Source organism: uncultured Sphingomonas sp. (assembly GCF_964244235.1).
Lineage (GTDB): Bacteria > Pseudomonadota > Alphaproteobacteria > Sphingomonadales > Sphingomonadaceae > Sphingomonas.
In genome coordinates this window covers 1-14,937 of the sequence record NZ_CAXTII010000018.1, presented here as the reverse complement: position 1 = coordinate 14,937, position 14,937 = coordinate 1, and the positions used below count along the sequence as shown (strand labels likewise).

At 64.2% G+C, this 14,937-nt stretch carries 11 protein-coding genes; all 11 read left to right on the top strand.

The annotated features are described in order from the left end of the window. Positions 1-7 precede the first annotated feature (7 nt). Positions 8-1,171, top strand: a complete 1,164-nt coding sequence (locus ACFE7D_RS05170; protein ID WP_375394363.1) for an efflux RND transporter periplasmic adaptor subunit — start codon at positions 8-10, stop codon at positions 1,169-1,171. Continuing rightward, on the top strand, positions 1,164-4,283 hold the full coding sequence (locus ACFE7D_RS05165) for an efflux RND transporter permease subunit (protein ID WP_375394362.1): 3,120 nt from the start codon (positions 1,164-1,166) through the stop codon (positions 4,281-4,283). The genes ACFE7D_RS05170 and ACFE7D_RS05165 overlap by 8 nt, the downstream gene beginning before the upstream one ends. 4 nt (positions 4,284-4,287) lie before the next feature. Next, positions 4,288-5,724, top strand: a complete 1,437-nt coding sequence (locus ACFE7D_RS05160) for an efflux transporter outer membrane subunit (RefSeq protein WP_375394361.1) — start codon at positions 4,288-4,290, stop codon at positions 5,722-5,724. Between the two features lie 902 nt (positions 5,725-6,626). Next, on the top strand, positions 6,627-7,118 hold the full coding sequence (locus ACFE7D_RS05155; RefSeq protein ID WP_375394360.1) for a hypothetical protein: 492 nt from the start codon (positions 6,627-6,629) through the stop codon (positions 7,116-7,118). 216 nt (positions 7,119-7,334) lie between these two features. Then, positions 7,335-7,826, top strand: coding sequence for a helix-turn-helix transcriptional regulator (locus ACFE7D_RS05150; protein ID WP_375394359.1), 492 nt, complete (start codon positions 7,335-7,337; stop codon positions 7,824-7,826). Between the two features lie 27 nt (positions 7,827-7,853). Continuing rightward, the gene (locus ACFE7D_RS05145) at positions 7,854-8,195 is read left to right on the top strand and encodes a hypothetical protein (RefSeq protein WP_375394358.1); all 342 of its coding nucleotides are present in this window, start codon (positions 7,854-7,856) and stop codon (positions 8,193-8,195) included. Between the two features lie 21 nt (positions 8,196-8,216). After that, positions 8,217-8,696 carry a hypothetical protein gene (locus ACFE7D_RS05140; RefSeq protein WP_375394357.1) on the top strand — a complete coding sequence of 160 codons (480 nt, stop codon included), beginning with the start codon at positions 8,217-8,219 and terminating at the stop codon, positions 8,694-8,696. After that, the gene (locus ACFE7D_RS05135) at positions 8,666-9,136 is read left to right on the top strand and encodes a MarR family transcriptional regulator (RefSeq protein WP_375394356.1); all 471 of its coding nucleotides are present in this window, start codon (positions 8,666-8,668) and stop codon (positions 9,134-9,136) included. The genes ACFE7D_RS05140 and ACFE7D_RS05135 overlap by 31 nt, the downstream gene beginning before the upstream one ends. A gap of 677 nt (positions 9,137-9,813) precedes the next feature. Next, positions 9,814-11,148 carry a plasmid replication protein RepC gene (gene repC, locus ACFE7D_RS05130; RefSeq protein ID WP_375394355.1) on the top strand — a complete coding sequence of 445 codons (1,335 nt, stop codon included), beginning with the start codon at positions 9,814-9,816 and terminating at the stop codon, positions 11,146-11,148. Between the two features lie 264 nt (positions 11,149-11,412). Further along, entirely contained in the window at positions 11,413-12,315 is a 903-nt protein-coding gene (locus tag ACFE7D_RS05125) for a replication initiator protein A (protein WP_267389349.1), read from the top strand. A 178-nt stretch (positions 12,316-12,493) separates the two neighbouring features. Then, positions 12,494-14,937, top strand: a 2,444-nt coding sequence (locus ACFE7D_RS05120) for a strawberry notch-like NTP hydrolase domain-containing protein (protein WP_375394354.1), incomplete at its 3' end; no start/stop codon positions are given.

Sequence of the window (14,937 nt, the reverse complement as noted above, 5' to 3'; positions counted from 1 at the left end):
AGTAGCGATGCCGATCAGCCTCAAACCAGCAGTGCGTGCAAACGGCAGGCCTGACCTATCAATACCTTCGATCATCAAAGTAGCCGCTCTTGTGTCCGCGACATCTTTGCTCGCAGGTTGCAGTTCCAAAGTCCCGGTTACCTCGCCAGAGGTGCCGGCCTTCATTGCGCGAGGCGATCGCGTGCTGATCCCGGCAGGGTCGCCGCTGCGCTCGCGGCTTCCCATCGTTGTCGTGACCGAGGCCGCCATAGCGCAGCAGATGGTCGCTCCCGCTGTGATCGAGGCCGATCCGGCTGCGCAGAACCGCATCCTGACCCCGCTCGCCGGTCGGATCGTCAAGCTCGGCGTGGGGCTCGGCGATCCCGTTCGGGCGGGGCAGATGCTCGCCGAACTGGCCTCCCCCGATTTGTCCTCAGCGCTCGCCGACGATGCGCGGGCGCGTAGCCAATTGCGTCTGACGAGCGCCGCCCGCGACCGCGCCCTAGGCGTTAAAGCGATCGGCGGCGCGGCCGACAAGGACGTCCAGCAGGCACAGGCCGACTATGCCGCGGCCCAGGCGGAAGCCACGCGCGCCAGTGCGCGCCTGCGTCAGGTCGGTGCGTCGGCCGCGGTTCGGGGTGGCGGACTGGCGCTGACCGCGCCTTCGTCGGGGGTCGTCACCGACCTTGCGGTTGCGCCCGGCGCGTTCTGGACCGATCCGACGGCGCCGCTGATGACCGTGAGCAATATCAGCACCGTCTGGGTCACGGCGAACGTGGCCGAAAGTGACCTTGGCGCGATCCATACCGGACAGCCTGTCGCCATCGCCCTTACCGCCTATGCCGGTGAACCGCTGACCGGCCACGTGCGATCAATCGCGCCGCTACTTGATCCCGACACGCGCCGCGCCAAGGTGCGGATCGCCGTCTCCAACCCCAACGGACGGCTCAAGCCGGGCATGTTCGCAAGCGTCACATTCGTCGCGCCCACCGGAACTGCGCCCAGCGTCCCGACCACCGCCTTGCTTCTCAAGGATGACGCGACCACCGTCTATGTCGAGGTCGCGCCCTGGACCTTCGAGCGGCGCACGGTCGATACCGGCGCGGAGCAAGGCGGCCGGACGACGATCACGCACGGCATCACCGTCGGGCAGCGGGTCATCGCCAAGGGCGGCGTGCTGCTCGATGATTGAGCGGTTCATCCGGCTCGCGATAACGCGGCGCACGATCGTGTTGCTGATCGCGGTCTTCATCGCCGCCTATGGCTGGTATTCGTGGCGGCAATTATCCATCGAGGCCTATCCCGACATCGCCGATGTCAGCTCGCAGGTCATCACCCAGGCGCCGGGTCTCGCCGCCGAGGAGGTCGAGCAGCAGATCACCGTGCCATTGGAGCGTGCGCTCAACGGCACGCCGGGGCTGGCGATCATGCGCTCCAAGAGCACCTTCGGCCTGTCGCTCATCACGCTCGTCTTCCGCGACGGATCGGAGGATTATTGGTCGCGCCAGCGTATCCAGGAGCGCATCACCGGCGTCACCTTGCCGACCGGCATAACGCCCGGCCTCGATGCGCTGACCTCGCCGATCGGCGAAATCTATCGCTACACGCTCGAATCCGACACGCTCGGCCAGCGCGAACTGTCCGAACTCCAGCAATGGGATGTCATCCCGTCGCTGTCGCAAATTCAGGGCGTGGCAGGCGTAAACAATTTCGGCGGGATCACCACGCAATATGAGGTGGAGCTGGATCCGGCCCAGCTCCAGCGCTTCGGCCTCTCGCTGAAATCGGTCGAGGATGCGATCACCGCCAACAACCACAGCACTGGCGGCAGCGTCATCACGCGCGGGGAGCAGGGCTATGTCGTGCGTGGCGTCGGCGCGCTGCACGACCTCACCGATCTCGGCAGCGTCGTCGTCACACAGAAGGGCGGATCGCCGGTGCTGGTGCGCGACCTCGGCAAGGTTCGGCTGAGCCAGGTCGAACGGCACGGCATCCTCGGCAAGGACGATCATGGCGACACGATCGAGGGGATCGTTACCTTACTGCGCGGGGATAACCCCTCACGCGTGATGGACGACGTCCATGCCAAGGTCACCGAGTTGAACGCCGAGCTGGCGCGCAAGGGCGCGCGGATCGTGCCGTATCTCGACCGCTCCGATCTCGTCCACACCACCGTCGACAAGGTGTCGCACACGGTGTTCGAGGGCGTCGGCCTTGTTCTGATCGTGCTGATCCTGTTCCTCGGCAGCGCGCGCAGCGCATTGATCGTCGCGATCGTCATCCCGCTCGCCATGCTGATCGCGTTCATCCTGATGAACCTGACGCATGTGCCCGCCAATCTGCTGTCGCTCGGCGCGATCGATTTCGGCATCATCGTCGACGGCGCGATCGTCATGATGGAATCGCTGCTGCGGCGGCGCGAGGCGCGGCCCGACAAGCCGTTGACGCGGGCCGAGGCGACCGATGCGGCGGTGCAGGTCGGCCGACCGATCTTCTTCGCGACGATCATCATCATCACCGCTTATATGCCGCTGTTCGCGTTCCAGCGGATCGAGGCCAAGCTGTTTACGCCGATGGCGTTTACGGTCGCATATGCGTTGCTCGGCGCGTTGCTGGTCGCGATGACGCTGGTGCCGGGCCTCGCGTACATCGCCTTTCGCAAGCCGACCAAGAGCTTCCACAATCCCGTGCTGGCGTGGATCGAGCGCGGCTATGCCGTCGTGCTGCGCCGCTGCCTTGACCTGCCCGTCATCATCTACGGCGTCGCCGGTGCCGCCGCCCTGGCGGTGATCCTGCTCGGTGCTACGGTGGGCCGAGAATTCCTGCCCGCGCTCGACGAAGGCTCGATCTGGTTGCAGGTCCAGCTTCCCAGCGGCATCTCGCTGGAGAAGGGCAAGGAGATGGCGGGCGAGTTGCGCCGCGCCGTCCGCAGTTTCCCCGAGACCTCCTATGTGGTGACCCAGCTTGGCCGCAACGATGACGGCACCGACCCCTTCACACCCTCGCACATCGAGGCGAGCGTCGGCTTGCACCCCTACGGCACCTGGCCTTCGGGGGAGACCAAGGCCGATCTGATCCGCCGCATGGATGCCAGGTTCAAGGCGATGCCGGGGTTCGATGTCGGGTTCAGCCAGCCGATGATCGACGGCGTCTATGACAAGATGGCGGGCGCGCACAGCGAGTTGGTCATCAAGGTCTATGGCGACGACTTCCACGAGCTGCGCCGGATCGGCAACGCCATCGTCGACGTGCTGAACAAGACGCCGGGTTCGGCCGATGTCGCGCTCGACCAAGAGCCGCCGCTGCCGCAACTGGTGGTCGCGGTCGATCGCGCCGCTGCGGCGCGGCTCGGGGTCAACGCCGGGGACGTCACCGACCTGATCCAGACGGGCATCGGCGGCGAGGGTATCGACCAGCTCTATGTCGGCGACCGGCGTTACGACATCGCGGTGCGTTTTCCCGCCGCCGCCCGCAGCACCGTCGCCCAAATCCGCAACCTGCCGATAACGACGGCGAGCGGCGCGCAGGTGCCGCTGTCGGCGGTCGCCACCGTCTCGCTCAAGTCCGGCGAAAGCACGATCACGCGCGAGATGGGGCATCGCCAACTAACCGTGAAGCTCGGCTATCGCGACCGCGACCTCACCTCGTTCCTGGCGGAAGCGCAGAGCAATATCGCCGCCCAGGTCAAGTTCGACAAGGCGACATATCATCTCGAATGGGGTGGCCAGTTCGAGAATCAGGCGCGCGCCGAAAGCCGACTGCGGGTCATCCTCGCCATCATGTTCGGCGCCATGGCGTTGCTGCTCTACATCCAGTTCGCGCTGCTCCGGCAGGTGGTGCTCATCCTCGGCGTGGTGCCGCTGGCGACGCTCGGCGGTCTGGTCGCGCTGCATGTGACCGGCTCCACGCTCAACGTCGCCTCTTCGGTCGGCTTCATCGCGCTGTTCGGCGTGGCGATCCAGAATGCGATCATCATGGTCTCGAACCTCAACACGCACCGCGTCGACGGCGAAGGCTTGCTGGAAGCCGTCCTGCACGGTGCGGACGAGCGGCTGCGGCCCGTGCTGATGACCGCGACCGTTGCCACCATCGGGATGTTGCCCGCAGCACTCAACACCGGCGTCGGCAGCGACGTCCAGCGCGGGTTGGCGACCGTTGTGGTCGGGGGCTTGATCGTGGCGACGGCGCTGACCCTGTTCGTGGTGCCGACGCTCTACTTCGTCATCGAGCGTACCGTCTCGCGGCGCGGCGAGCGACGCAGCCCGCGGACGTCGCCGCCGCCGCAGCCCGATATGGGAGTCTGACCCGATGCGCCTGATCCCCGCCCTTCGCGCCGTCGCGTTGCTCGGCTGCCTGCTCGCCGAGGGTTGCGCGGTCGGGCCGACGTTCCAACGGCCGAAATCGCCGGCCGATGCGGCCTATGCAAACCTGCCGAACGCGCAGCTCGATGCCCAGAAGGTCGTTCCCGGGGCGGATATTCCAGCCGAATGGTGGACCTTGTTTCATTCCCCCGCGCTGGACACGCTCGTTCGTCGAGCGATCGCCGCCAACCCTGATCTGGCGGCCGCGCGGGCGGCGCTCCGCCAGGCCCAGGAATTGGCCAAGGCCGATCGCGGCGCCTTCCTGCCGAACGTCGGGCTCGAGGCTTCAACGACGCGCGCGCGCAATCCCGGCGTGCTCGCCTCGCCGCTGGAATCGAACAGCAACCTCTACACGCTGACCACCGCGCAACTGAATGTCGGTTACACGCTCGACCTGTTTGGTGGCATCCGCCGCCAGGCTGAATCGAGCGCGGCGCTCGCGGAGGCACAACGCTTTCAGACCGAGGCGGCCTACCTAACGCTGACCTCGAATGTGGTCGTCGCGGCGATCACCGAGGCGTCGCTGCGGGATCAGATTGCGGCGACCCAGAAGAGCATCGCCGCTCAGGCTCGGATTCTCGACATCATGCGCGGTCGCTTGCGACTCGGCGATCTCGCGCGCGCCGACATCGCCGCGCAACAGACCTTGCTGGCCCAGACCGAGCAATCGCTGCCGCCGTTACAGAAGCAGCTCGCACAGCAACGCGACCTGATCGCCGCGCTCGCGGGGCAGATGCCGGTCAGCGAGCAGCCTCGGGTCGATCTGGCGTCCCTGTCGCTGCCGCAGAACCTGCCGCTTAGCCTGCCCGCGAGGCTGGTCGATCAACGGCCCGATGTGCGCGCGGCCGAGGCCAATCTTCATGCCGCCAGCGCTCAGGTCGGGGTGGCCATCGCTGCGCGACTGCCAGCCATCACGCTAAGCGGCAGCGGCGGAGGCGCCGCGACCAACTTCGCTACCCTGCTTGCACCCGAGAACGTCCTGTGGAGCGTCGTCGGCGGGCTTACCGCGCCACTCTTCGATGGCGGCACGCTCCGCCACCGCCAGCGCGCGGCCGAGGCGGCCTATGACCAGGCCAAGGCGCAATATCGCGGTGCCGTACTGGCCGCCTTCCAGAACGTGTCCGACACGCTCGCCGCGATCGATAACGACACCAATGGACTTCGTGCCGCCGAACGCGCCGAACGGGCAGCGGCCGACAGTCTCGCCATAGCTCAGGGTCAGTCCAGGCTTGGGGCCGTCGCCCCTCTCCAGGTGCTGAATGCCGAGCAGGCTTATTGGCAAACCAGCCTCACCCTCCAGCAGGCACGCGCGGCGCTCTATGCCGACAACGCAGCACTGTTCCAAGCGCTGGGCGGCGGGTGGTGGCATCGGGTCGCGGACTGATGGGGCGCCGCATCAGCAAGGGATTTCGCATGTTACGCCTCTTCAGGATCGGCATCATTCTCCTGGTGGCGCTACCGTCCGTTGCTCTGGCGTCCCACGGCGGGATGAACCATCGGCCCGGCGACCAGCCCGATTGCCACTATGAAAAGGCAGTCGCGCTTGCGCGAAGCCAGGGCGGACCAATTCCTCCTAAACCCCGCGCCTTTGGGCCGCGTGTGCAAATATTTCTCAACCGCCTCTCCAATGCTTGTTACGGCGTTGTGCCGACGAGACAGCCGCCGAGCGGATGAAGATCGGTGGAACGGCAACACCTCGCGTGCGGTGATTCAGCAGATCGATCACCTGCCCCGGGTGATTCAGATAAGTCGTTAGAACCGCGCTTCCGCGCTTGATAGCGTCGGCCATGTCCTTCCATACGGATGAAAAACCCGTCATCTTTTCGATAGGTTAGGAAAGGCGCGCCCGTGCTGGGCCGCGCTCTTTCTCCGCTGCGCTCCAACCGAGCCCCCTTGCGTCTCGTCCCATGCGGGCGACGCTCGCTCGCGGGCGCTTGGCTCCGCCGCGCTGATAAGGAACGCGGATCAGCGGGGCGCACACTGCGTCTTCTGGCGAAGCCGACAGGGTTCGCGCGTCATCGTGACCGCGTGAGCACTCTTGCTCTGCCCGGGGGGGTGCGGCGGCGGCTGGCCCCCAGTCCCGCGCGCACGCCGCCGCACCGGCCGGTCGCCGCAAGGGTGCGTTGCTCGTGGGCGTCGCGCTGGCGCAGGAACACCGCTTCTGCGCGAGAGCCGCATTCCGAAGGCGCGATCCCAGCTTTCAGAAGATCGCGGTCTAATTGCACGCGCAATGACGGCGTGTTTTCTCGGTACTTCTGTGCCAAAGTGCACGTGCCTAGGCATGGCTTGAACACCATCCTCGGCCCGCATCTGCGGTCGAATGCTGGGTCCCCGACTTCCGTCGGGCGGCCCGCGAAATACAAGACCTTGTTGCCGCTCGTCGGTGCGGGGAATACGTGGGGCGTGGTTACCAGTGTTCCCGCGTGTTCAACCGTCCCGGCTACGGCGGTCGATGGAACGCGTGCCATGTCCTTGATGAAAGGTTTGCTTACGAGGCTCGGCAGGCGGCGAAGCCCGCCGAAGGAAGATTCCGGCGGCGGAATGGGGCAGGTACAGATCGAAGCGCTGATTCAGGCACATGGCGACTGGCTGGCCCTCCTTGCCACGATCCTGGAACGCGAAAGCGTAATTGCGAGTGCCGAACTCGCCCGGTCCCTATCCGAGTATGCCGTGGTCACCGCCAAAGATCGGCCGGCCGAGGGGCAGATTCTTGCCTTTTGGGCCTCACGCCTGAACGACGCCGCGGCAACCATCCGCAATTTTCCGTCCGTTCACTAGGGCTATCAGCCCACACGGAATCCCGGTCTTAGTTGATCGCGGGGTGCCCGTGACGCTTGGGCGGTTTCGAACCGTCAGAATGTGGGAATCACCATGTTCGCCGTGCTCACACGGTTATCGGCGTCGTTCCTGATGTGGATGTGATCCACTTAGCTCGTCAGGAGTTATCCCCGATATGGAGCCGAATCATTCCACTATGCGAGTAATATCAAGAGCATGCTGATCAACGAACCGGGCTCTACCCCTGCCGAGCAGCCGTCTTTCGCGCCAACGCCGGAAACAAGCGTTCTGGAACGCGTCGCCCTCCTTACCGATCGTCAGCGGTCGTACCTCCGCCTCGTGCTTCAGAACCGCAGCTCGAAGGAGATTGCGGCGGTCACAGGTAGCAGCCACCGCGCGGTCGATAAGCAGCTGCTAAAGGCCAACGCTGTCCTTGGCGTGCCAAGCCGATTTGACGCCGCACGGCTGCTGGCGGATTATGACGGCGGGGTAGAGCCTTTACCCCCTGCAAACGACCTACCTTCCGCCAAGCCAACTTTCCCGCTTCCCCTCCCCGTGCCGACCGCTGGGGAGGCAGCGAATATGCTCACCTGGAAGCAGGTCGCCTTTTGGACTGCGATCATCTCGATCGTGACCCCCATAGGGCTGACTGCAGCCGGCATGGCGATCGTAACGCTGCTCCTCCTGCTTGGGCTGAAAACACTATGATGGGCGCCCGGCGTCCCAGGAGGCGTAATGCAAGCACTTTCCAACACGAGCAGGGTTATCGCCGATGAGCTGCGCAAGGCGGAGCGATCGATCAACCTTGCCGCGCGCGATACCGCACAGTTTCTTCTGACGACGCTCGATGCAACCGAAGCTCATCGGCTTTCCCCTGCAATGACCCAACGAACGGTCAAGGCGACGGTCGCAGCGCTGGCTGCACTCGTCGAAGGCCAAGACCATATGGCCATGCGGGCGCACTTGGCGGCCGAGAGGGTCGGCCGACAGCTCGGGCTAACCGAGACGAGCTGGGGCGAAGGCACACCTAAACCGACAACGGCCACACTGACCGAAGTGGCTTTGGAGGCAGCATAGCCTGATTTGATCGGAGAACCGATGTCGCTCGGAATGTTTCTGGCCTTGCTGTTCAATGCCACCCTCGTAGGTATCTGCAGTTTTGCCATCATTCGGGGCGGTCGGCCTGAGCGCTTAGGGGCGGCGATCAACGTCGTGGCCTCTGTAGTGTCCTCGGCTCTTCGCCTGCAAGACGTGGCTCGCCTCGCACCGGCCGACGTGATCATCATGTCCATCGACCTCGGCGTCGCTGCCGGGTTCTACTGGCTGGGCATCACGACGACCCGCTTCTGGCCGATCTGGGCGGCAGGGTTCGCGCTCGGCGATCTGTTCATGAGCGCTCTCGGCGCACTTCTGCCTGGCATCCCTCTCTTCGCCTATCACACCGGGCTCGGGATCTATGCCTATCTCGCGCTTGGAGCCCTTGCGCTCGGCACATTCCGCCTACCCCGCGACGCTGAGCCCTACCTTCGAAATGGATCAAGACGATTATGGGTGCAGCATTTGAACGAGACGACCTGATCGACGTCGTGATGCGGCTACCGCGCAAGGCGATCGAGGACACTTTGCTGTCGATACCGCCGGACGCGAGAGACCCGTCCGAGCGAAGGCTTGCCGAGGCCAGGGCGGTGTTGGCCGGCCGGCGTCGGCGGGCGACCCACTTCAACGGGGTTCGCTTCTACGATCCAAGCTGGGACATGATCCTGGAGCTTTACGTGGCGACGTGCGAGCAGCGCCGCATCGCAGTGTCCCAGCTATGTAAGCTGAGCGGAGGCTCGACGACCACCGCTTTGCGCCATATCGAGCAGCTGGAGGCGCTTGGATACATAGTCAGACAAACGGATCCCGATGACGGACGCCGCTTGATCGTCGGCACGCTCACTCCCCTTATCGCTGCTTCAGAGCACTGGCTCGATCTTCAGATCGCCGAGTCCCAAATACAGGATCGGAGATCGGGCTGAATATGTTTACCAGCCACACTAGACCTCGTCCTTCCGGTCACCGGAAATATCGGGTGCCAGAACAAGCCGAACTCGATGGACCGCTTGCACAGACAGCATCAGCGAGTTTTAAGTCTGAACTTGAGCTCTATCGCTGACTGAACCTCCATTTCCCCGCCACGCCTATTTAGCGTGCCGCTGAGGATGACGCTTTCCTTCCGCGCTACATGCCACCGGGGGCTACCGAATCGCCTGATTCTCACGCCGTTACCGAAAGCACGAGCGAGCCCGGGACGGCGTTACCGATAGCACGTGCCCCAGCGGCACGGCGTTATCGATAGCACGAGCGACGATCAACGCTTCGTTACCGATAGCACGTGATTATGGCCCGTTCCGTTACCGATAGCACGATTCATCGCGCACGACTGACTGGCCGGTGCTGCTTAACAATCGCTGCTGTGGATCGGCTCAACGCTGACCGCCGCCGTCCACCCGGGCGGGCGTCACAACGATCAAAGGGGACGCTGTGCCGACATGAAAAACCCGGCGCGAGGCCGGGCTTTTCGGGACGCCTGCTAGGGCGGAAGTGAGAACCCTCACTTAGCTGGCTCCCTTTCATATTGCTACCCCAAAGCGCCGATCGTGGCGCCACGGTGTCGCTTTGTCTGCACGGGCTCCCCTCCCAGGGAGAACGAACGATGGCTGCTGTCCATAGCCCCGGCAGGGGACTGCGCCGATTTGACGAGCATGCCGCCAAGGCGACGAAGCTCGTCGAGGAGTTTCGCGGTCTCGAGACCGGAATGACACCTTCCAACGCGCTTGCGGCGCTCAAACGTGCCGCTCCTTATATGGGCGTCCCCCTGCGCGTGGTCTCCGTGATCGATCTACTTTTTGCCTGGACGAAGCCGCAGGACTGGCAGGGTGGACAAATCCCCGTCGTATGGCCGTCGAACGACCTGCTCGCGCAAAAGCTGGGAGTGACCGTCCGTCAGGTCCAAAAGCTCCTGAACCAGGCACAGGCCTTCGGTCTGATCAGCTTTCGGGATAGTCCGAACGGTCATCGTGGCGGACGCCGCGGGATCGAGGGCTTCATCACGTGGGGCTACGGCATCGTCCTCGCTCCGATTGGCACCAGGTTTCAAGAATTTGCAGCTCGCGCGGCCAAGGGAGCCGCAGAGGACGCGACACTGACGGTGCTCCGCAAGCGCCTTGCCGCCGCCCGCAGAAATATCAGGGCTCTGGCCCAAACGGCATTCGACGCCAATCTTCATGATTTGAAGGCGGATGACGATCTCGCTTTGGCGTTGATGGCGACCGACCAGATGCGTCGTGTCCGCGATGCTGGTCTTCTGGCGGCCTGCGTGGAGCAGATAGAAGGGCGCGCGCGTCGCCTTGCTGAGGCTGTTTCGGCTAAGATTGTCCTCCCAGACACGGGTTCGGATCATGATGATAGTTCATGCTGGGATGCTCTTGGAGACATCGACTCTACAACTACAAAGCACCTCCAATCTGCTAAAGCAGATACTGGTAGTGGCTTGGCGAAAAGGAGTAGTGAGAATGGGGGCGCCCTTCCCTCTCAACCTCAAACCGCCGTCGACGACGATCTGGAGAAGCACGGTGTCGATCCGGGGTTCATCATGTCGATCGCGCCGGAGCTATGTTCCGGTCTGCTCTACCGCGATGGATCGTGGGGCGAGGTGGTGGCCACTGCGGAGCGGCTCGCGGGGCAGTCGGGGATCAGCAATCACGCATTCAAGGAAGCGTGTCGTATCATGGGCCAGCGAGGTGCTGCTGCGTCGGTCTTCGCCACCATCCAGAAATACCGGCGCGGCGAGGTCCAGCGGCCCGGCGCGTATCTCCGCGGAATGAGCAGCAAGGCTGGCAAGGGCGAATTGAACCTTGGGCGGACGCTCCACGGTCTCAAGGACATGAGCCGTGCTGTCGCCATGCGCGGGATGTCCGATGGGACCGACGCGACGCCGATCGGGAGCCTGATGTCGCGGCTGGTTAACCGGGGAGCCGGACTACGGTGACGGTATCTCATCATCTTTTCAATGACCTGGACGTCGAACTGCACACCGGATCTCGGGACGGCTTTCACGGCGTTACCGATAGCACGAGTCACGATGGTGTTTCCCGTGGCCCGTACCTGCCAAAATGTGAAACACATCCCGATTTCCGGCCTAAATCGCTCCAAATCCTCGTGCTATCGGTAACGCGGTCGCTTATCCGACTGCAGGTTTGCGCCCGATCCGTTATAAGCGGTTTTGCTGGATGAACTGGTGGGAGCCCCGACGATGGATTCGCGAGAAGTCGCTCTCACCCAGGGCAAGCTGTTCGACTATCTCGACAGCCCGCTGCACGGCAAAGTCCGTGGCGAACAAAGCATCATGGACTTTCCGCTGTTCTCGTTAGCGAAGCGGCCTCAGATGGAGGCGATGACCTACGAGATGGATGGCGTCAAAATCGAGATCAAGCCCAGTTCGAGCGGTATCGCGACGATGTGGGATAAAGAAGTCCTGATCTATGTCCTGTCGTTGATGGTGCAGCATATCGGTCGGACCGGTGGTGAAGTACAGAATGTCTTCACCTTCAATGCACACGACTTCTTCCGGGCCACCGGCGTCGGACGCCCATCTAAGCGCGATTACGATCGCTTCATCGAAGCGCTCGGTCGTCTGCAGGGCACGCAGATCCGCACTAACATCAAAACTGGCACCGTGGGTACGAAGGGCTTCTTCTCCTGGTTCGCAGAAGCGCAGGCGACCACCCGCGAAACGGCCAGCGGCGTCGATCAACTCATGCCGGTCCGCGTTCAGCTCTGTGACTGGCTCGTCCGCGCGGTCTCGCGTGACAGCCGTATCTATGATTATCACAACGATTATTTCCGTCTCGGCTCGATCGAGCGGCGCCTTTACGAGTTGGCGCACTGCTATTGCCGTGATGAAGAATATGAGATGCCTCTGGAGATGCTTGGCGCGAAAATCGGCTCCACATCGCCGCTCCGCACTTTGAAAAGTCAGCTCAAGAAGATCGCAGCCGAAAATAAAATGCCGAGCTATTCGATCGACGTGCGTGAAGTCGTCCCGGAAGTCCCTGCGCGGGATAAACTCGGCCGAAGGGTCGGGAAGCCCGAAACGGTCGTTGTGATGCGGCCGAAGGATCGGTCGACGGGCGGTCGGGCAGCGTTGGCCGCCTGATATCGACATATAGGCCTGACATGCTGCTCGACTAACAGCGGCCGGCCCGTTGCGGTCGGCTCGGGGAGCTTGCTTCGCGGTAGCGATGCCTCGTCCTGCAAAAGGCATTCAGAGGAGAGGGAGCCTTCGGCTTGTTGATCCGGTGATGACCACCGGGCGATAAAACCGGAGGCCCTCGATGCGTACTTCAGCCGCAGCTCTCGAACTCGATTTCACCGAACCCTCGATCACGGCCGCCAAGGCGGTCGCTGACACCATTGCGAGGAACGGATCCCTCCAGCGCGACACGATGCTTTGGGTCATGGAGCAAGCCTATGGCGGTTCCTCAGCCGATGGTCGCTGGTCGCTTCGCGACGCCTACGACATGCTCGAACTCGCCGAGGTCATGTACCTGGCGAAAGCCGACCTTCCCGCCGCGCCGAGCCATTGCCTTGCCGCGCTGACCGCGCTGGTCGCCGGCCTGCCGACGCATACCGTCCGCAGCGAGGAGCAGATCGAGCTTCAGCAGTTCTCGACCCCTGCCCCGATCGCCTATCTCGCTGCGCTCGCTGGCAGAATCGCGACCACGGATCTGGTCCTCGAACCGTCGGCCGGCACCGGCCTGCTCGCCGCCTTCGCGCATCGCGCCGGTGCGCGCCTTGTTCTCAACGAGATCGATCCGGCCCGCGCCGAGATGCTCGCAGCCGCCTTTCCGGGCGTCGCTGTCACGCGCCACGACGGGGAGCTGATCCACGATCTACTCGAACCAACGATCCGGCCCACGGCCGTCCTCATCAATCCGCCATTCTCGCGCAGCATCGGCCGCCACGCCGACCCGCTGGCGGCGTTCCGGCATCTTCGCGCCGCCTTGATGCGTCTCGGCACCGGAGGCCGCTGCGCCGCCATCCTGCCCGATCGGGTCGACACGTCGAGCCGCGCCTGGGCGAAGGCGACCGAGGGTTGCACGCTGACGCTGCACCTCGAACTGCCGGCGAACGCCTATGCGAAGCATGGCACCAGCCAGACCGTGAAGATGATGGTGCTGGAAAAGGGGACCGGCACGCCTGCCGTGCTGATCCGCTGCGCGACACTCGCCGATGCGCTCGCGGCGATCGCCGCAAATGCCGCTCCGCCTGTGTCCGCGCCTGTCCCGCGCACGGCCTCGCTGCTCGCCCGCCCGAGCGGGCGCAGCTCGCTTCTTGGCGGCTTGGCGAGCAAACCGCTCCTGAGCGCACCACCCGCAAAAGTCGCGCGGTCGCAGACCGCGACCCCGATCGATTACACCGTGTTCGCCGAGCCACTTCCGACCGGCGAGTCTGTCGGTGTGTACCTGCCCTATCGGCCGAGCCGCATCGCGATTGGCTGCGCATCGGCGCATCCAACCGCGCTGGTGGAATCGATCGCGATGGGCTCGATCACGGCGCCACGGCCAACCTACGTTCCCATGCTCAGCCAAGCCGTTGTCGATGCGAAGACGCTCTCCGACGCGCAGCTCGAAACTCTGATCTATGCCGGCGACGTTTTCGAGCGCGACATCCCCGGCCTGTTCAAACCCGTCGAGGAGGGGCTCTCGATCGCACCATCGGAGGATGGCCGTCCGTACCGGACCGGATTCTTCCTCGGTGACGGCACCGGCGCCGGCAAGGGCCGTCAGGTCGCCGCGATCATCCTCGACCAGTGGCTGCGCGGACGCCGCAAGCATGTCTGGGTCTCCAAGACCGAGACGCTGCTCGAGGATGCCCGTCGCGACTGGACCGCTGTCGGCGGTCTCGCGCTCGACATCCAGCATCTCAACCAGTGGAAGCTGGGCACCCCAATCGGCGCGGCCGAAGGCGTGCTGTTCCTCACCTATGCGACGCTGCGCTCCAATCGCGGTGACAAGGGCACGCGGCTCCAGCAGATCCTCGAATGGGTCGGCGTTGACTATGACGGCATGATCGTGTTCGACGAAGCGCACGAAATGGCCGGTGTCGCAGGCGGCGAAGGCCGCTTCGGCACCAAGGACGGGTCCGACCAAGGTATCGCCGGCGTCCGCCTGCAGAACCTCCTGCCGCGCGCCCGCGTCCTCTACGTCTCCGCCACCGGCGCATCCGACGTCAACAATCTGGCCTATGCAACGCGGCTTGGCCTGTGGGGTCCGGGCACGGCGTTCGCCGATCGCCGGACCTTCGTCGACTCCCTGCGCCGGGGCGGGATCGCCGCACTGGAGCTGATCGCGCGCGACCTGAAAATGCAGGGCCTCTACGTCTCGCGCGCGCTGAGCTTCGCCGGTGTCGAATACGACATCCTCGAACACAAGCTGACCGCCGACCAGATCGAGGTCTATGACGCCTATGCCGATGCCTGGGCGATCATCCACAGCAACCTTCGCGCGGCGCTGGACGCGACCCGCGTGACGGACAGCTTCTCGAACGACACCTATAACAGCGGCGCCAAGGCGGCCGCGCTGTCGATCTTCGAGTCCACCAAGCAGCGCTTCTTCTGCCAGCTCCTGATAGGCATGAAGCTGCCCTCGCTCGTCCCCGCGATCCGCGCCGATCTCGCCCGCGATGAGAGCGTCGTGATCCAGCTCGTCTCCACCTCCGAGGCGATGCTCAACCGGGCACTGGCGGCTCTTACGGTCGAGGAACGCGCCAATCTCGA